Annotated in this window: 14 protein-coding genes, 1 other RNA gene and 1 pseudogene; 10 read left to right on the top strand and 6 right to left on the bottom strand. The window is 44.0% G+C overall.

The features are described from left to right. Nucleotides 1-20 precede the first annotated feature (20 nt). Complete coding sequence (locus ABZP31_RS11475) at nt 21-1,058, bottom strand: type IV pilus twitching motility protein PilT (protein ID WP_248134906.1); 1,038 nt, start codon at nt 1,056-1,058, stop codon at nt 21-23. Nucleotides 1,059-1,181: 123 nt separating this feature from the next. Between ABZP31_RS11475 and ABZP31_RS11470 the strand changes: the two genes are divergently transcribed. Next, nucleotides 1,182-1,877, top strand: a complete 696-nt coding sequence (locus tag ABZP31_RS11470; RefSeq protein WP_026444069.1) for a YggS family pyridoxal phosphate-dependent enzyme — start codon at nt 1,182-1,184, stop codon at nt 1,875-1,877. Between the two features lie 59 nt (nt 1,878-1,936). Here ABZP31_RS11470 and ABZP31_RS11465 read toward each other — a convergent pair whose 3' ends face one another. After that, nucleotides 1,937-5,539 carry an AAA family ATPase gene (locus ABZP31_RS11465; RefSeq protein WP_248123456.1) on the bottom strand — a complete coding sequence of 1,201 codons (3,603 nt, stop codon included), beginning with the start codon at nt 5,537-5,539 and terminating at the stop codon, nt 1,937-1,939. Further along, nucleotides 5,536-6,798, bottom strand: a complete 1,263-nt coding sequence (locus ABZP31_RS11460) for an exonuclease SbcCD subunit D C-terminal domain-containing protein (RefSeq protein ID WP_248123461.1) — start codon at nt 6,796-6,798, stop codon at nt 5,536-5,538. Before ABZP31_RS11460 ends, ABZP31_RS11465 begins: the two co-directional genes overlap by 4 nt. 455 nt (nt 6,799-7,253) lie before the next feature. Here ABZP31_RS11460 and ABZP31_RS11455 point away from each other — a divergent pair, with 455 nt between their 5' ends. Both ABZP31_RS11455 and ABZP31_RS11450 read left to right on the top strand, forming a co-directional pair. Further along, nucleotides 7,254-7,709 (top strand): ABZJ_00895 family protein, encoded by a 456-nt coding sequence (locus ABZP31_RS11455; protein ID WP_101161411.1) that lies wholly within the window; start codon nt 7,254-7,256, stop codon nt 7,707-7,709. An 18-nt stretch (nt 7,710-7,727) separates the two neighbouring features. Continuing rightward, the gene (locus tag ABZP31_RS11450) at nt 7,728-8,642 is read left to right on the top strand and encodes a TIGR01777 family oxidoreductase (RefSeq protein ID WP_005018938.1); all 915 of its coding nucleotides are present in this window, start codon (nt 7,728-7,730) and stop codon (nt 8,640-8,642) included. Between the two features lie 10 nt (nt 8,643-8,652). Here ABZP31_RS11450 and ABZP31_RS11445 read toward each other — a convergent pair whose 3' ends face one another. Both ABZP31_RS11445 and hemB read right to left on the bottom strand, forming a co-directional pair. After that, nucleotides 8,653-9,786: an FAD-binding oxidoreductase gene (locus tag ABZP31_RS11445; protein ID WP_248134904.1), complete on the bottom strand. Its 1,134-nt coding sequence runs from the start codon at nt 9,784-9,786 to the stop codon at nt 8,653-8,655. A gap of 15 nt (nt 9,787-9,801) precedes the next feature. Next, nucleotides 9,802-10,815, bottom strand: coding sequence for a porphobilinogen synthase (gene hemB / locus ABZP31_RS11440; protein WP_005027463.1), 1,014 nt, complete (start codon nt 10,813-10,815; stop codon nt 9,802-9,804). Between the two features lie 105 nt (nt 10,816-10,920). Here hemB and ABZP31_RS11435 point away from each other — a divergent pair, with 105 nt between their 5' ends. The 3 genes from ABZP31_RS11435 (at nt 10,921) to ABZP31_RS11425 (ending at nt 14,403) form a co-directional block, all read left to right on the top strand. Further along, nucleotides 10,921-11,421, top strand: coding sequence for a thioesterase family protein (locus tag ABZP31_RS11435; protein ID WP_034670996.1), 501 nt, complete (start codon nt 10,921-10,923; stop codon nt 11,419-11,421). A 297-nt stretch (nt 11,422-11,718) separates the two neighbouring features. After that, nucleotides 11,719-12,867 (top strand): EmrA/EmrK family multidrug efflux transporter periplasmic adaptor subunit, encoded by a 1,149-nt coding sequence (locus ABZP31_RS11430; RefSeq protein ID WP_005406605.1) that lies wholly within the window; start codon nt 11,719-11,721, stop codon nt 12,865-12,867. A gap of 6 nt (nt 12,868-12,873) precedes the next feature. Beyond that, the gene (locus ABZP31_RS11425; protein WP_248134902.1) at nt 12,874-14,403 is read left to right on the top strand and encodes a DHA2 family efflux MFS transporter permease subunit; all 1,530 of its coding nucleotides are present in this window, start codon (nt 12,874-12,876) and stop codon (nt 14,401-14,403) included. Nucleotides 14,404-14,451: 48 nt separating this feature from the next. Here ABZP31_RS11425 and glpK read toward each other — a convergent pair whose 3' ends face one another. Then, nucleotides 14,452-15,939, bottom strand: coding sequence for a glycerol kinase GlpK (glpK, locus tag ABZP31_RS11420; RefSeq protein WP_248134900.1), 1,488 nt, complete (start codon nt 15,937-15,939; stop codon nt 14,452-14,454). Between the two features lie 129 nt (nt 15,940-16,068). Here glpK and ssrA point away from each other — a divergent pair. From ssrA to ABZP31_RS11400, 4 genes and pseudogenes are all read left to right on the top strand, one after another. Beyond that, nucleotides 16,069-16,427: a transfer-messenger RNA gene (ssrA, locus tag ABZP31_RS11415) on the top strand. Nucleotides 16,428-16,610: 183 nt separating this feature from the next. Then, nucleotides 16,611-17,084 (top strand): annotated as a pseudogene (locus ABZP31_RS11410) (tyrosine-type recombinase/integrase); the annotation flags it as partial. Nucleotides 17,085-17,190: 106 nt separating this feature from the next. After that, nucleotides 17,191-17,409, top strand: a complete 219-nt coding sequence (locus tag ABZP31_RS11405; RefSeq protein ID WP_367156805.1) for a hypothetical protein — start codon at nt 17,191-17,193, stop codon at nt 17,407-17,409. Between the two features lie 204 nt (nt 17,410-17,613). Then, nucleotides 17,614-18,237: an FMN-binding negative transcriptional regulator gene (locus ABZP31_RS11400; protein WP_248134834.1), complete on the top strand. Its 624-nt coding sequence runs from the start codon at nt 17,614-17,616 to the stop codon at nt 18,235-18,237. Nucleotides 18,238-18,322: the final 85 nt, after the last annotated feature.

Here is an 18,322-nt window from a genome sequence, read left to right as displayed (position 1 = left end):
TCACTTAATTACATTGCAAATTACATAAAAGCTTCGGGCTGTTTTGCTGCCATACGGGCAGTTTGCGCGCTGATGACGCCTTTAGAGACTAAAGTTTTCAGGCTTTGGTCAAGTGTAGTCATACCATGATTGGCGCCGGTCTGAATAGCTGAATACATTTGAGCAACTTTATTCTCACGTATCAGGTTACGGATGGCCGGTATTCCGATCATGATTTCATGGGCGGCTACACGACCACCACCATTTTTCTTGAGGAGTGTTTGTGAAATCACAGCCTGAAGTGACTCAGATAGCATGGCACGAACCATATCTTTTTCTTCAGAAGGAAATACGTCAATTACACGGTCAATTGTTTTTGCAGCTGATGTGGTATGCAGGGTACCAAATACCAGGTGACCAGTTTCTGCCGCAGTCAGTGCCAGACGGATAGTTTCAAGATCACGCATCTCACCTACCAGGATAATATCCGGATCTTCACGTAAGGCTGAACGCAGGGCTTCATTAAAGCCATGTGTATCACGGTGGACTTCACGCTGGTTAATCAGGCATTTTTTGGACTGATGTACAAATTCAATCGGATCTTCTACTGTTAAAATATGGTCATAACGGTTTTCATTAATATAATCGAGCATTGCTGCCAGCGTGGTTGACTTACCCGAACCTGTCGGGCCAGTAACCAGAACAATACCACGTGGATAGTCACAGATATCACGGAAGATTTGGCCCATGCCTAGATCTTCCATAGTCAGTACTTTCGATGGAATGGTCCGGAAGACTGCACCAGCTCCACGGTTCTGATTAAATGCATTCACACGGAAACGGGCGACACCGGGAACTTCAAAAGAAAAATCGGTTTCCAGCAGTTCTTCATAGTCACGGCGCTGCTTGTCATTCATAATGTCATAGACCAGACGGTGTACATCCTTATGCTCAAGTGCCGGCAGATTTATACGGCGGACTTCTCCATCGACCCGGATCATCGGCGGCATTCCTGCTGAAAGATGCAAGTCTGAGGCACCATTTTTAACCGAGAATGCCAAAAGTTCTGTAATATCCATAATGTCCCCGCCACCGTAAAAGAATTCTTGATTATTTTGTAGAATAATACGGCTTTCCCTCAGCTGAACCAACAGTTGAATACAGGGAATTTAAAAAAACTTGGCAAAATGAGAACTCAGTCAATGAATAAACTTCAAGATGCCCGTGATCAGGTTCTGGCACAGATTCGAGAAGCAAGCCACAAAGCAGGACGTGCAGATGAAGCAGTACAATTACTGGCAGTTTCCAAAACACATTCTGCTGGCGTCTTACGTGAAATGTATCAGGCTGGGCAACGCAGTTTTGGTGAAAACTATCTACAGGAAGCACTCGAAAAAATACACAGCCTGCAAGATTTAAATGATATTGAATGGCATTTTATCGGACACGTGCAGCGCAATAAAACCAAACTGCTGGCTGAAAATTTTGACTGGGTACATGGGGTAGACCGTCTTATTATTGCAGAGCGGCTGTCTGCTCAGCGACCTGAACAGCGAGCTGCTTTAAATATTTGCATTCAGGTTAATATTGATGGGCAAGAAAGCAAAGATGGCTGTACACCTGAACAGGTTGCAGAGCTGGTCAAGATGATCAGTCAGCTTCCAAACTTATGCCTGCGTGGCCTAATGGTTATACCGGCACCAGGCCATACTGATGCATTTGAACATACCCGGCAACTATTTAACCAAGTGCGCACATTTCATGCCCATCCGCAAGTTTGGGATACCTTGAGTATGGGAATGTCAGCTGACCTTGAAGCTGCAGTGGTAGCCGGCTCTACCATGGTGCGGATTGGAACAGCGCTATTTGGCACCCGGGATTATTCAGATAAAGTATAGTCAGCAACGAAGCAAATATTTTCAAATCTGCCGGCAGTTTAAAATGGAACTGCCTTATATCAACCAACAATTTGAATCCGACTGGCACCAGAGCCAACCGCTTTCACCTGAATCTGGATAGGAATACGCTCATGCATTTCCTGTACGTGTGAAATTAAGGTTACTTTACGGCCTTGACCCTGTAAACGGTCCAGTGCATCCATGACTATATGTAGAGATGCCGGGTCTAGCGTACCGAAACCCTCATCAATAAATAAAGATTCGATTTTCATAGAACCTGAAGCCATGTTGGCGATTGCCAGTGCCAATGCGAGTGAAACCAAAAAGGTTTCTCCGCCAGAGAGTGACAGGACCGGCCGGACTTCGCCGTTCATGTGGTGATCAATAATAGCCAGTCCCAGACTGTCTTCAATTCGTTGCAACTGGTAGCGTGGTGCTAATGGTTGAAGCTGCTGGTTGGCATATTCGACCAGAATATCCAAGTGATGTTCCTGAGCAAGTTTTTTAAAGCGTGCACCGTCTGCACTGCCAATCAGCTCCGAAATACGGCTCCAACGGTATTCTTCCTGCTGTACCCGCACAATCTGTTTTTGAAACTGTTGCTGCTTATGCAAATTATGCTGCTGGATTTGCAGTTTTGTTCTTAGCTGATCACGTTCCTGATAAGTATGTTCTAGCTGTATTTCCAGATTTTCAAGCAAATTCTGTAACTGTTCAAACTCATGGGCCGGTTTGGTAGCAAGATGCTGTTCAAACTGTTCCTGTAGGGTATTTAAGGCAGTTTTTGCCTCAGATAGACCCTGATCGTTCGCCTGAATCAGTTGACGTATTCGCTGTTCTTCTGTCGCATCTTGTAATACTAAAAACTCAATCAGTTCAGGGGAATAGTCAGGATGATCATTGAGCCAGTGTTGAACTTGGGCATATATATTCGTATATTCCTGCTGAACATGCTGCCGGGTCGCCTGAAATTGAGAAATTTTGGATTGCTGCTGCTGATAGTTTTGCTGAAGTCCTTCAAAATATTGCTGTTTTTCCAAGCAGGATTGTTCCAGTATGGAAAGCTGTTGCGTAAGGTCATCTAGCCAATGTTGGGCCTGTTCATAAGTTTGTCCGGCAACTTTCAGCGTTAATTCTTTAACCTGTGCAACATTATCTAGACCTTGCTGCTTGAGCTGTTCCAGCTCTTGCTCTAATTGAACAATTTGCGTATTTAAATATTGATATTGAAGCTGTTGAGGCTGTAATTTTAGGTTTAGCTGCTCTACTGAGCCTTTATGAGTATTTAGCTGCTCAAGCTGTAACAGGCGATTCTGGAAGACCTGATAAATATGTTGTGCTTCTTGAAGGCTATTGTCATGCCAGTCTGAATGTTGACTTGAAGGCAGTTTCTCTAAAATTGGAGTAGCGAGCTGTTGTAATTGCTGTGCACGGGTACATTGTGCTCGAAGCTTTTCGAGTTGCCGAACCAATTCATTATACTGCGACTGGGTCTTTTGAGTTTCTATAATATTAAAATCAAGCTGTTCACGTACTTTAAGCTGAACCTGTTGTAGCTCTCCTAGTTTTAAAAGCAATTGTTCGGGGGGCTGTTCCCATAGAAGCTCTAGCCCGGAAAAACTGTATTTGTGCTGAAGCTGCTTTTGTAATTGCTGTATCTGTTCAAGAAAGTGCTGTTGCTGTTGCTGCAAATGTGACAGGACGGTTTCCTGTTTTAGATATTGCTGCCGGGCAGCCAGCCACTGATTTTGAGCCTCCTGTTCTTTTTGCAGATAATTTTTTTCCTGCTGTTCCTGTATAACCAGCAATGATTTCTCAAGTAAATGCTGCTGTTCACGATAAGGATGCTGCTGGCTGCCGCAGACCATACACGGTTCATCTGGCTGCAGAGCTGCACGTAACTGCTCAATATTTTCTGAAAAGAGTAGACGCTGTTGCTGTAATTGCTTCTGTAACAGTTCACGCTCTTTCTTGTCATGCTCATAAGCTGAGTGCTGTTCCAGCATTGCAGTGTGCAGCTCTTGAATCTCACTTTTTAATTGATGAATATTCTGGTCGAGGCTTTGATGTTCACTATAGTGTATCTGCCAACGTTCCAGCTGGTGTTGGAGCTGTTCAAACTGATAGGTGCGTTCCAGCTGTTGCTCACGCTGCTGATACAAATCACGCAGTTCTTTCTCAAGCTGGTTGGCATTACCTGCATGTTGAACCAGTTTATGAAGTTGCTGTTCAATTGAATCCTGCTGGATTTGAAGATCGAAAATTTGATCTTGCGTGTACAGTTCCGATGCCTGTTGAGCCTGAGCTATATAGGCTTTCAGGTGCTGTAAACTGGCTTGCGGTTCACTATCAAAACCGCACAATTGCTGGCTTTGTGCAAGTTGCTGCTGTAGTTGCTGCTGTATATTTTCCAGCTGCTGATATTGTTGCTGTGCCTGCTGTAACTGTTCAAGTTGCTGCTGTTGTTCAGCAGTTTTTTCCTTAAGTTTATTGCGTACCTGCGTATACTGACTCTCAATTAGCTTCCGCTGGTCCAATAACTGCTTGGCCTGATTTAAATAGGGAGCTAATTGGTTCTGACGCAGCTTTTCATCTTCTACTGCAGTTCTGGCTGCCTGACAGCTTTTTTGTGCTGCCTGATACTGCTCACAAACCTGCTGGAACAACTGCTGGTGTTGAGAAATTTGTTTTTCAAGACTCTGCAATTGCTGCTCACAGCGTTTTTGCTGAAGCAGGACTGGACGAATGGAGGCGAACTGCTCAAGCTGTTGTAAACGCTGGCGCTGTTCACCCAGCTTCTGGTTGGCATCCAGCTGGACCTGATAAAACTCCTGCTTGGCCTGTATCTGGGTGTAGAGCAGGTTGTGACTTTTATGCCATTGCAGCTCATTTCTTAAAATCTGGCGCTGTTGCTCAAGTTGCTGCACTTGCTGTTGTCGTGCTTTATATTGATCCTCGAGTTGCGCCATCTGTTCAGTACTGAGCAGCTCTACATGGCCAATCAGCTCATTTAATTTTTCTCGCTGTACCCGGACCATTTTGGTCCGTTCAAACGCAGCCTTACCCACCAGACTGAAAATATTGGAATTGGTCAGGTATTCCAGCAGGTCAGCCCGCTCATTGTCTTTGGCTTTTAAAAACGCTCCAACTTCTGACTGCGCCAGAAGTACGGCCCGGGTAAACTGTTCAAAGCTCAGGCCAATCAGCTCCAATACCTGTTTATCACACTCTTTAGCCTTGTCTGTAAGCATGTTGCCATCAGTGACACAGACCAATGCACGTTGCACTGCCTGTAATTTACCTTCGGCATGTCCGCGTGCACGTTTTAATTCCCAGCGGGCAATATAGCGTTTCTGGTTCTGGGCGATGAACTCAAGCTCACTATAGGCATGGGCTGTTCCTCGCCGCAGGATATTGAGGGTTGAATCAATCTGTACGTCTTGGCCGCTGACATCCTTGAGCTTACCTTCATGGGTTTTTAATCTGGGAATTTTATTAAATAATGCCAGACACATCGCATCCAGCAGGGTCGATTTTCCTGCACCTGTGGCGCCAGTAATAGCAATCAGACCAGCATGCTGTAGAGGGTCAGCCTCAAAATCGATCTCCTGTTCACCTGCTAAAGAAGCCAGATTCTGGAGTTTTAGGCGTACAATTTTCATGTATTATCCGCCGTTTTCATTTTATGTTCTGACTGCTGTGCATCTTGCAGTAGTGTCATAAAATCTTGCTTGACCTGTTCATCCTGACTATAGCCCATTTTTTGCCATAACTGTTCAAAGAGCTGTTCAGGGGTTGGCGGTGCCAGATCAATTTTAGATGCATGAACTTCAGATGAACTCTGCTGTAAATATTTTCGGCTAATCCGCACCAGCCGATAGCGCTCGGGTGGGAGCAGATCTTCAATTTTTTTGCGTAAGTCAGGTGGAGGCGGAGTCAGGCTATAATATTCAATATCAAGATAATCACGCTGGTCGATATCAGAAATTTCTCCTGCAGGTAGTAAGGTAAGCTGCGTTAATACCTCATCGAGTTCACCGCTCAAGCGGTGTAGCTGTACAGTACGCGGAATATAAAGCGGATTCATCTCGAGTCTATTCTCAGATAGATCCGGATCAATATTAACCTCAAGTACCTGATGTTTATAGTTGAGTTCGCTAAATGAAAGAGGAATCGGAGAGCCACTATAACGGACATGTGGAGACTGGACTTTCTGTGGTTTATGTAGATGACCCAAAGCCACATAATCAATTTCAGGGCTAAACAGTTCAGTCGAAAGTGCTTCATGGTTGCCAATAATGATGGGCCGTTCCGACTCTTTAGATTCATCAGCACCCTGCATATGTGCATGAGACATAAGAATTAATGCCTGATCTGCAGTTTTACGCTGCAAGGCCTCCTTAATAAGTGACTGATGTATGTATTCGATTGCCTGCTGGCTGTCTTGGGTTGCTTCACCATGACCGGTAATTTCAGCCGGGCGTAAAAAGGGCAGTGCAATACACCAGGCAACTATTTCTTGATATTCATTATGAATAGGTAAAATCAGCCGGTCGAAATCAAGACGGTGCTCGGTATTCCAGCGCACAATACCGACTGTTTTTGCATTGTATTTCTCAAGTAAAGGTTCAACCTGTTCAAGACGATAACCAGAGTCATGGTTGCCGGCAATCATCAGGGTTTGCATATGGGGAGCAGCAGAGTGCGCATCGGCCAGAAATTGATAGAGCTGCTTTTGAGCACTAGATGCCGGATTAATCACATCAAAAACATCACCAGCAATTAGTAGCGCATGTGGCTGTTTGTCTTTAATCTGTTCTATAAGCCAGGTCAGAAACTGTTGATGTTCATACTGCCGCGAATGGTTATAGAAAAACTGCCCCAAGTGCCAATCTGAAGTATGAAAAAAACGTACCGCCATGCCTGCCCCAAAACTCAATGCTACCACTGCAAGGCTATACTATAAGCATTTCCGCCTGTACTTGGCTAGTTGCCAGCAGATAATCTATTGTATGTCAGCTTAAAACTTATAAGGATAAATAAATAGAAATAAAGGATTTTAAAGTAGCAAGCTAAAATATACAGGCAAAATAAAAGCCGACGATTCGAGTGATGAGTAAATCGTCGGCCAAGGAAGGAAACTTCGATGAGTGATACCAGGATATACACTCGCCATGAAGTTCAAGTTATTGCTTTGATAAGTAAAGGCCACCGTAAACAGATGCGGATGCCATGCATCGTTTGCGGTTGCTGCTGGCCTTGTACCCTATATAACGTAATGTCCTCGGATTTGGTTGACAAAGAAATGCAAAAAAATTAAAAAAACTTTTTATCCGGCTTATACTGAAAAAAATCTGTTGTTTTAGGACTGGTCAAATGCCCTCGCTTACAAGATATTATTTGCAGTTTTTCCTTTGGTGTTTGGGACTTACCTTAGTGGTAGGCGTGGTCGCTGCATTATTACCGGCGGGTCTGGGCGGTATCTTGACTATTATTCCTTATATGGCCGCGATGATCATTACCCTATACAAGTTTTTAAATCAACAGGGCCGTGCGCCAAGCCAGCGGGAAAGAAAAAGGCTGACTTTGGGATTTACCCTGATATTTTGGGGTTATAACCTGAGTTTTCTGGTTCTAGGTTTAGTGTGGTTTTCAAGAAAAGATCCGGAAATATGGCAGAATTTTATGCTGTATCTTCAGCACCCGCAATTTTTGAGTCTGGTTGCAATTATGTGTCTGCTCATGGCCATTCCTTTATATTTACTGACATACTGGTTCTATGGACCACAAGCCCAGCGTATGGCTCAGCATAAATTTGGCTCATCTGACTAAAAAATATAAGAGGACTACATGATGCAGCAGAAACCACAGGTATTAATCACCGGTGCCAGCGGTTTTATTGGCCAACATCTTGCTGCTTACCTGATTCAGCAGGGTTATCAGGTGATTGGTCTGACACGTAATCCAAATAGAAGCTCTTCTCAGGCCGGTTTGCGATATATTCACCGTTTGGAACAGATCAGTCAGGAACCGATTGATTATGTAATTAATCTGGCAGGTGAGAATATTGGCCAGTCACGCTGGACAGAAAAGCGCAAACTTGAACTGATCAATAGCCGGATTGAGACAACACGTCAAGTATTTGAATGGCTACAACAGAACAGGATACAGCCACATCGCATCATTTCAGGTTCTGCGATAGGGTACTATGGTATTGATCCACAAGAACAGTGGAGCGGATACTGTAATGAAAGCTCACCGCCGCAGGATATCTTTATGTCCGAGCTATGTCAGCGGTGGGAACATCAGGCAAAAAACAATCCCGGACAACAGGTTAGTATTATCAGGCTTGGAGTAGTCTTTGCCAGAAACGGCGGGATATTGCCACAGATGCTTATGCCAATCCGTTTTAATCTGGTCGGCAAGATCGGTCATGGCCTTCAGCCGGTAACCTGGATTCATATTAATGATGTGGTGCGTGCCATTACATTTATTTTACAGCAGCGTGAGGCAAAGGCAGTCTATAACCTGGTAGCGCCAGAACAGGGCACTCAGAGAAAATTTGCTGAAATAGCTGCTGCTAAATTACATAAAAAACCATTGTTGAGTATGCCAGCCTGTGTATTGAAAACAATGCTGGGTGAACAGTCACAACTGGTATTAAATGGGCAGTTTGTAATGCCTCAAGCTTTATTGGAACAAGGCTTTGAGTTTCAATATCCAGATTTAAATAGTGCACTTACCGATCTTTTAGATGAGAAATGATCATCTGCTTTTAGCTGGCCGTTGAGTGAACCCTATCATAACTTTGAGGAATTAAGCGTTCAGGTGAATAAACTTGAGGCTCAACCAGGGGCGGCTGCTTAAGAATGAGCTGACGCAGCAGGCGGGCAGATGCAGGCCCCATGCAGAGACCATTACGGAAATGCCCGAAATTCGCCCATAAATTATTAATATCTGGTATTTTTCCGATGTAAGGGATACCTTCTGGAGAACCGGGACGCAGCCCAGCCCACTGTTTCACAATGGGAAATTGGGCCATTTCAGGCACCATTTCCAGAGATGCAGTTAAAATACTTTCTGAAGTCTGAGGGTTTATAGAAGTATTAAAACCCTGATGAACCATGCTTGAACCACAGACAATATGGCCATCAGAACGTGGTATCAGATACATTACCCGGTTCATGCACATGGTCGGTAACCAGTTCTCCGGTGTTTTGAACAGAATCATCTGCCCATGTACCGGTTGTACCGGTAACTGGATATTTAACTGTCTAGACCACTGTTCAGACCAGGCGCCTGTAGTCAGTACAAACTGATCGGCCTGGAAGCTACGAAGATTCTGGTCTCGTACAGCCACAACCTTTCCATGTTGAATATCAAGCTGTTGAATTGCTGTATTTTCGAAAAACTGCACGTTAGGATGCGTTTTTAAATAATTCTGAATGGATTGTAATAACCGTGGATTACGAATATTGGCAAGCTGGGGGAAATAAAGGGCTTCTTTAAAACCAGATGCAATATGCGGATTAATCTGACGAAGCCGCTCATGCTGTACAAGCTCACAGATTTGCATTGGCTCCTGAAATTGCTGGCTATAACTCAGGCCCTGCCTAAAATCTTCCTGGTCAAAAATCAGCATGCCGGTTTCATGAATCTGAAAATCTATTCCTGAAACCGCTTGCAACTTCTGGTTCCATTCCTGGTATAAAGCTTTGCCAAATTGAGCCAGCTGGTTTACGGCGGGTGCATAACGCCAGGGATACATTGGAGAGAGGATTCCACCGCCTGCCCAAGAGGCACTCCCGCTGTAGGGCTGATCAAAAATATCAACTGAACAGCCCTGTTCTATAAGCTCAAGTGCCGTAAGCAGTCCACTGATTCCGGCTCCAATAATGGCAATCTTCATTATCTTGTCCGAATTTTACTGCATGGCTTTAAGTTTAAGCGCTGCTTCTTCAGCAAAATAGGTCCAGATTCCATCCGCACCAGCCCGACGGCAGCAAAGTAATGATTCAAGGATGGCACTGTCGGACAGCCAGCCATTCTGGATCGCGCCTGCCAGCATCGCATATTCGCCACTTACCTGATAAATAAAAGTAGGTACACCGAAAGTATCTTTCACCTCCCGCACAATGTCGAGATATGGCATACCTGGCTTGACAATCACCATGTCTGCACCTTCCTGCAGGTCTAGGGCAATTTCATGCAGGGCTTCGGCACGGTTACCTACGTCCATCTGGTAATTATATTTATTCCCACCTTTCAGATTGCTGGCTGAGCCTACCGCATCGCGAAAAGGGCCATAGAAACTAGAAGCATATTTTGCTGAATAGGCCATGATACTGGTATAAATATGTCCATTGGCTTCAAGCGCCTGACGGATTGCACCAATGCGTCCATCCATCATGTCACTCGGTGCAATTACATCTGCACCTGCTTCAGCATGGCTTAATGCCTGCTTGATCAGGCATTCTACAGTCTCATCATTAAGTACATAGCCACTAGCATCAATAATACCGTCCTGGCCATGAGTCGTATACGGGTCAAGTGCACCATCCGTGATAAGTACCATATCAGGTAACTCTTTTTTCAGCAGGCGAACAGTAGTTTGCACCAGACCATCTTCATGCCATGCAGCCTCAGCTGTCAGGCTTTTATCTTCTTGAGGCGTCACCGGGAATAATGCCAGCTTGGAAACTCCGAGTTCCAGAAGACGTTCCGCTTTTTTTAGTAATAGGTCTGCAGAGAGGCGCTGTACATTCGGCATGCTTGGAATATCCTGGCTCTGATTTTGTCCAGGTAACACAAATACGGGATAAATCAAATGATCAGCTGTTAGTTGCGTTTCCCTGACCATTGATCTCATTTTTTCATTTTTTCGAATACGACGCATGCGGGTGGCAGGAAATGCAGGACGATTGAACGTATAAGTCATAACAATCTCGATCATCAGTATTAAACTACCCGCTATTGTAGACCCATAATCTGGGTTTAGGGCGACGGCATTTATTTATTTATTCAATAAAGGTAATTCGGGCAAATGGTTAACGAGACAAATAAAAGCTGGACTGGCAATATTCATCTGGGCTCGAAAGTCGATATTGATGTGGTGCTCAAACAGTTATGCAAGGCATTTAATAGTTCTCCCTATTTTCAGCATAATGGCATGACTATGCGGGTCATTGAAGGGCAAATTGAGGGTTACATTGAAATGCAGCCTTATATGATCGGTAACGTGGCTTTCCAGATTCTGCATGGCGGTGTGGCTGCAACTTTGCTGGACAGTATCGGTGGTATTGTCGCCATGGGTGAGCTATATAAGCGCGCGCCTGCAGAGCAACTGGTAGATACCATTAAAAAAGTCTCCCGACTGGCGACTGTTGATATGCGGGTTGATTATCTGGCTCCGGGCCGTGGACAGCATTTTATTGCCCGTGCTGAAACGCTCAGATTAGGACGTAAAGGCTGTACCATGCGTATGACTATGATCAATGATGAAAACAAGGCGATTGCCACAGCAATTGCGTCTTATGCCTATTAGAAAAACAGTTAAAGCAAGATGGCCTGATGCAGATGAGATAAAACCGGCTTTGGAGTTAAATGCTAAAACTTCTTTAAAATTGTAGTTTCTATTTGGAGAATCGGCAGAGCTTTCTCATATAAAGAGAACTTGCCAGTTACATTTTTTTTGCGACATTTATTTTAAAGCTGCATTAAAATCCATCTCCTTCTCCAAAGCCCTGCATGAAAAACAAGCCCCCAATAAAAGTTGGATAGGCTCCAGACAAGGTCTTTTCATCCATACAGTGCTTTGGTCCATATTCAAAAGGAATAGCCTATGACTGATGCTCAAGCTCATGATCTCGACCCGGCGCAAGTCACTTCTTCTGGCGATCTCCCTCCTCCCAATAAAAGAAAAAAACTTCTTAAAATTGTAGCGATTCTTTTTATTGTCGCGGTGCTGATCTATGCATTGTGGATGTACTTTGCCAGCCGTTCGGTTTCTACAGATAATGCCTACGTAGGGGCCGATACTGCCCAGATTACCTCTATGGTGAGCGGACAGGTTACAGAAGTGCTGGTCAAGGATACCCAACAAGTCAAACAGGGAGATGTACTGGTACGTATTGATCCGCGTGATGCCAAAATTGCTCTGGCGCAGGCACAGGCAGAACTGGCCAAAGCCAAACGACAATATAACCAAACCTCGGCCAACAGCCAGTCACTAAATTCACAGGTATCGGTACGCGCTGATGAGATTGCCAGTGCTCAGGCACAGGTTAAGAAGGCAGAGGCTGATCTTGCTAAGGCTCAGGCTGATTATGAACGCCGTCGCAAGCTCTCAGAAACAGGCGCAATTTCCAAAGAAGAAATGAGCAGTGCGCGAACCGTGTTAGATACCGCACGAGCTAGTTTAACCTTGGCACAAGCAGGTCTGTCTCAAGCTGAGGCTAACCGTAAAGCAGCACAAAGCACACTGGCCGCCAACGAAGCACTGATTCGTGGTGCCACTGAACGCTCTACTCCTGATGTGCTAATTGCCCAGGCACGGGTAGAGCAGGCGATGCTCGATCTGGAACGGACAGAAGTACGTGCGCCACTTGATGGTGTGGTCAGCCGCCGTAATGTGCAGGTCGGACAGCGTGTAGCACCGGGAAACTCACTGATGGTGGTGGTTCCTGTGGCCCAGCTTTATGTCGATGCTAATTTTAAAGAAAGTCAGCTGGCAAAAGTCAGAACCGGTCAGGCTGTAGAGCTGATATCAGATTTCTATGGTGATGAGGTGGTTTATCATGGCAAGGTTTTAGGCTTCTCCGGGGGAACTGGAGCTGCCTTTGCTTTAATTCCAGCCCAGAATGCCACAGGAAACTGGATCAAGGTGGTTCAACGTCTACCAGTACGGATTGCACTTGACCCGAAAGAGCTGGCACAGCATCCGCTCAGGGTAGGGCTGTCCATGAACGCAACGGTTGACCTGACCAGGTAATTCAATATGAACAGCCAAAGCACACCTTTTGCCGACCTTAAAGGCGGACGGCTGCTGATTGCAGCGCTGGTGCTGGCACTGGCTAACTTTATGGTGGTCCTTGATACCACCATCGCCAATGTCTCATTACCACATATTACTGGAAGCCTTGCTGTTTCAAGTACACAAGGTACCTGGGTAATTACTTCCTATGCTGTTGCCGAAGCAATCTGTGTACCATTAACCGGCTGGCTGGCTGGCCGCTTTGGAGTGGTCCGTACCTTTGTTGCCTGCGTCATCGGGTTTACTGTCTTTTCAGTATTATGCGGCCTTTCAAACAGCCTGGCCTTACTGGTCATTTGCCGTATCGGGCAGGGGCTTTTTGGCGGGCCGATCATGCCACTGAGCCAGACTCTGCTTATGCGGATTTTCCCGCAGGAAAAACATGCACAGGCGATGGGTCTCTGGGCGATGACTACCGTCATTGGACCAATTCTTGGACCAATTCTTGGCGGTACAATCAGTGATAATATTTCTTGGCACTGGATTTTCTTTATTAATATTCCAGTCGGTATTATTTGCGCTTTAGGAGCAGTGAGCCTACTCAAAGGTGCTGAAACTCCATTAAATAAGCTCAAGATTGATCATATCGGACTTATCCTGCTGGTAATCTGGATTGGTGCCCTGCAATTGATGTTGGATCTGGGTCATGAACATGACTGGTTTCACAGCAATATTATCAACAGTCTGGCTGCAGTTGCGATTGCCGGATTTATCGTATTTTTAATCTGGGAAATTACCGAACATAATCCGATCGTAAATGTACGGGTCTTCAGGCATCGGGGATTCACGATTTCAGTACTTGCCTTATCGTTTGGTTTTGGTGCATTTTTTGGCAGTATTGTGCTGATTCCACAGTGGCTACAGATCAATATTGGCTATACTGCGACTTGGGCCGGATATGTGACAGCAACAATGGGTTTTGGCAGCCTGACCATGTCTCCTGTGGTTGCCAAGCTTTCTACCCGTTATGATCAGCGTGCCTTGGCGTGTTTCGGTCTGTTAGTCTTGGGCGGAGTAACCTTTATGCGAGCACTCTGGACCTCGGAAGCAGACTTTATGGCATTGGCAATTCCACAGATTCTACAAGGTTTTGCAGTGCCATTTTTCTTCATTCCATTGTCGAATATTGCTCTGGCATCGGTATTGCCTCAGGAAATAGCCTCTGCTGCTGGTCTGATGAGTTTTATGCGAACGATGGCAGGTGCAATAGGTGCTTCTATGTCTGCCACGATGTGGGATGATCATGCTAAACTGGCACGCAGTGAAATTGTGTCGAGCTTGAATCCTGAACCGACACAACATGCATTAGTCCAAAGTGGTATGAGTCCGGAAGGTGCTTTAGCGATGATTTCCAATCTGGTAAATAAAGAGGCACTCACATTAGCGGCTGACCATGTGTTTTTGCTATTTTCACTGGTATTTGTTGTATCTGGCCTGATTATCTGGTTGTGTCCAAAACCAAAAACAGGCGCTGCAACGGGGCCAACACACTGATGAAAAAACCAGGCTTGGCCTGGTTTTTTATTATTTACTCTTGTTGAATTAGCTTAGGTCGGACCGTACCCGCTGTAGGGCATCTTTCCAGCGCGCTAAATGTTGCTGACGCTCATCTTCTGACATTTGCGGTATAAATTCTCGCTCCAGTTGCCAGGAAGCTGAAAGATCATCCAGACTATTAAATACTCCAGCTTTTAGCCCCGCCATGGCTGCGGCGCCCCATGCCGTCGATTCCTGTAGTTTAGGCCGTAACACTGGTACATTCAGTAAATCTGCCTGAAACTGCATCATCATATCATTGCAACTGGCTCCACCATCTACACGCAGTTCTTTTAAGGGCTGATCCAGATCAGCCTGCATTGCAGATAATACATCAGAAACTTGAAAAGCAATTGCTTCTAGCGAGGCACGTGCAATATGCGCTTTTGTAGTTCCGCGTGATATACCACAAATCATTGCCCGTGCTTCACTATCCCAATGCGGTGCGCCTAATCCGGTAAAAGCAGGCACTAAAACTACACCCTCACTGGATTTAACCTGTGCTGCCAGTTTTTCAGTATCACTACTTTTTTGAATGATCCCTAAACCATCACGTAGCCACTGCATAATTGCTCCCGCCATAAAGACACTCCCTTCGAGTGCATAATGGGCTTGATTCTGGCATTGCCAGGCTAAGGTGGTCAGCAGCTTGTTCTGACTGAACTGGACGTCAGTGCCTGTATTAAATAACATGAAACAGCCTGTACCATAGGTATTCTTGGCTGTACCTGCCTCAAAGCAGGATTGACCAAATAGTGCAGCCTGTTGATCACCTAAAACCCCCATAATTGGAATGGTTGAGCCCAAAAGTCCCTTGGCGGTATCTGCAACATAGCAGTCAGACGAGATAATTTTAGGTAATACGGAACATGGAATATTAAACAGCTCTAAAAGCTCTTCATCCCAACTTTGGGTTTGCAGATTCATGAGCATGGTTCGTGAAGCATTACTCGCTTCGATGACATGTTCAGCACCCTGCGTCAGATTCCAGATTAACCAGCTGTCAATTGTTCCAAACGCTAAATGTCCCTGATCAGCCAGTGTACGCAGTCCCTCGTCATGTTCGAGTAACCAGACCAATTTGCTTGCACTGAAATAAGGATCAATTCGCAGTCCGGTTTTTTCCTGGATTAACTGCATGTGGCCCTGTTCAATCATCTGATTACACCAGCCAGATGCACGACGGTCCTGCCATACAATGGCAGAAGTAAGTGCCTGACCAGTACGTTTATCCCACACGACCGTAGTTTCACGTTGGTTGGTTAAACCTAAGGCTTTAATATCCTTCGCCAGCAAATTTGCTGAGGCGAGTGCCTGCTGAACTACGGCAATTTGTGTAGTCCAGATTTCCTGTGCATCCTGTTCCACCCAACCGGAATGAGGAGTCTGTATATGAATTTCACGCTGTGCAGTGGCATGAATGCGGCCTGATTCATCAAAAACAATTGCCCGGCTAGAAGTTGTTCCCTGATCGAGTGCTAATAAATAACTCATGTTTTTATAAGAAGAACTTGAAAAATAAAATACTACCGCAATTATAGTATTAAACCTATCTTGCTCTTGATTTTAATGAATTACGGCATGGTAAATCAGTAAAAGTATGCTAAGATAGGAACGTAACTTGGGGGTGTCTCTGGCTTCGACGCTGGTGATGAAACTCATAGATGCATGCCGAGAGCGCATTTTCTCTCGTAAATCAAATTTGCATTTTTTAGTCGCAAACGACGAATCATACGCTCTAGCTGCCTAAGGGCAGCTTGTCCGCCTCTCTGAATACTTGTGGTTAGGGAGTCCGACTGAAGCGCACGCACACAAGTCCGTATAAAACCAAGCCTCGGGGTTTTGTACTAAATTAAGAGGATCGCGATTTGTACCCTGTTCGTCGGGTCACAAAGAGTTAAAAAAGTAGACGATATCTAAGCATGTAGTATTCTCGAGTGTAGTGCTGGCGGACGCGGGTTCGACTCCCGCCACCTCCACCAAAATTCTTTCCGAATTAATCCATCGGAATCTAAAAAAGCCTTTAAACTCAATGTTTAAGGGTTTTTTTATTGGCTGTGTTGTCCGACCTTGTCCTAAGCTGTTTGACCCTATTTTTGCTTTATGAGGGTCAAAATTGGGACAATTTGACCCACTAAATAAGTTTAATTATGTGGGACAAAGATATGTCGCTTACCGATGTGCTGTGTAAAAAAGCATTACCGCAGGAAAAACAGTACCGCCTTTCTGATATTAATGGTCTGTCTTTACGAATCGATCCAAATGGCAAAAAATATTGGTCTATCAGATACACGGAAAATGGACAAAGGAAGTCCAAAGCATTAGGTATCTATCCTGAGCTAAGTTTAAAGCGTGCAAGGGAGATCGCGCTTGATCTGAGATATAAACTCAAAAATATAACTGAGGTCGAGCAGGAGCAGCCTTATTTTAAGGAAGTCGCAAAAGATTGGTTCAATAATCAAAAAGAAACCTGGTCATCCAAACACATCAGTAATGTTCGAGCTTCATTGGATGAGTTTTACATTGCTCTTGCTAATAAGCGTATTAACCAAATTCAGGCACCTGAGATTTTACAGGTCATTAAAAAAATTGAAGCTAGAGGATCTCTTGAAATTGCAAAACGTATCTTATCTCGTTGTGATATGGACATCATATTTATATCGTGACATGCCAAGTTATGCTAGACAACAGGAAAAAAAGATATAGTAGCCACAGGAATAGATAGCATCTGAAAAAACAGTTTACTTGCTCGGTTTGGGAGAACTAGGAGCTGCTGCCGCTATTAAGTTGATTGATAATAGTTCTAATGTATATGGATGGCGCAGAACATCTAAAAGTATTTCTATTATAGAATGTTATACAGGAAGTGAGGGATTAAAGAGCATTTTTGCCAAAACAGATATTACTATTTCTATGCTAGCATTTACGCCAGAGACCGCACATAAAAAGACAGATTGGAATTGACTGCATTTTGGTAAGACAATGTAGCTATTCAGATCAATTACCACTCTTCCTCCACTTTATTATACTCTTTGATAAAAAGGGCCCAGCTCAAAGCCATGTTCTGTGAATTCGTATAACTTGTATCATATTAATTTTGGGAGAATTAAATTATATTTTAACGAATCCAAATTCTATTTTTAAATTAGAGTTGAGTCAGATAAGTAAATGTATATTCCAAATGATTTTCAAGAAGTACGCACAGAAGAGATAATGAACCTTATTAAAAATTATCCTTTAGCGTGTATAGTTGCTAATACTAAAGACGGGCTTATTGCAACACATGTGCCCTTAATTATGAAAACGGATAATACTTTAATTGGTCATATTGCAGTAAATAATGATATGAGGATACTTGTTTCTGATGATCAGGAAGTTCTATGTATCTTTAAGGGTGAGGATGCTTATATTTCAGCAAATTATTACCCAAGTAAATTTAAAGACCACAAAAAAGTACCTACTTGGAACTATCAGGTTGTTCATATATATGGAAATATAACTTATTTCACAGATAATAAAAGTAAATTATCTGCTGTCGGCATGCTAACAAAAATAAGTGAAGAAAAAGCTAATGGTAATTCAGGATGGAAAATGTCGGATGCCCCTAAAGAGTATTTAATGGATCAATTAAAAGAACTAATTGTTTTTGAAATAAATATATCTAAGATACAAGCTCAGTCAAAATTAAGCCAAAATAGAGAAAAAAGAGATTTCGATTCTGTAATTAAAAATTTAAAGGAAACTGGTAAAGAAAATCTTGCTAAGAGTATGTTAAAACTCGAAAGAAATTAAGAAAATTATTTATTTAATATAAGCGTGCTTATATATACTTAAAAAAGCCTAGATATGCATCTAGGCTTAAAATTTATAAAGCATA

Source organism: Acinetobacter sp. FL, from assembly GCF_040744925.1.
In the GTDB taxonomy this organism is placed as follows: domain Bacteria; phylum Pseudomonadota; class Gammaproteobacteria; order Pseudomonadales; family Moraxellaceae; genus Acinetobacter; species Acinetobacter radioresistens.
This window is presented reverse-complemented; position numbering and strand designations above follow the sequence as displayed.

Coding starts and splice junctions, on each gene's coding strand:
- ABZP31_RS11445 (WP_248134904.1), bottom strand. CDS start 9,786: ATGAAGATTGCCATTATTGGAGCCGGAATCAGTGGACTGCTTACGGCA.
- ABZP31_RS11430 (WP_005406605.1), top strand. CDS start 11,719: ATGACTGATGCTCAAGCTCATGATCTCGACCCGGCGCAAGTCACTTCT.
- ABZP31_RS11465 (WP_248123456.1), bottom strand. CDS start 5,539: ATGAAAATTGTACGCCTAAAACTCCAGAATCTGGCTTCTTTAGCAGGT.
- glpK (WP_248134900.1), bottom strand. CDS start 15,939: ATGAGTTATTTATTAGCACTCGATCAGGGAACAACTTCTAGCCGGGCA.
- ABZP31_RS11400 (WP_248134834.1), top strand. CDS start 17,614: ATGTATATTCCAAATGATTTTCAAGAAGTACGCACAGAAGAGATAATG.
- ABZP31_RS11470 (WP_026444069.1), top strand. CDS start 1,182: ATGAATAAACTTCAAGATGCCCGTGATCAGGTTCTGGCACAGATTCGA.
- ABZP31_RS11435 (WP_034670996.1), top strand. CDS start 10,921: ATGGTTAACGAGACAAATAAAAGCTGGACTGGCAATATTCATCTGGGC.
- ABZP31_RS11455 (WP_101161411.1), top strand. CDS start 7,254: ATGCCCTCGCTTACAAGATATTATTTGCAGTTTTTCCTTTGGTGTTTG.
- ABZP31_RS11425 (WP_248134902.1), top strand. CDS start 12,874: ATGAACAGCCAAAGCACACCTTTTGCCGACCTTAAAGGCGGACGGCTG.
- ABZP31_RS11450 (WP_005018938.1), top strand. CDS start 7,728: ATGATGCAGCAGAAACCACAGGTATTAATCACCGGTGCCAGCGGTTTT.
- ABZP31_RS11460 (WP_248123461.1), bottom strand. CDS start 6,798: ATGGCGGTACGTTTTTTTCATACTTCAGATTGGCACTTGGGGCAGTTT.
- hemB (WP_005027463.1), bottom strand. CDS start 10,815: ATGACTTATACGTTCAATCGTCCTGCATTTCCTGCCACCCGCATGCGT.
- ABZP31_RS11475 (WP_248134906.1), bottom strand. CDS start 1,058: ATGGATATTACAGAACTTTTGGCATTCTCGGTTAAAAATGGTGCCTCA.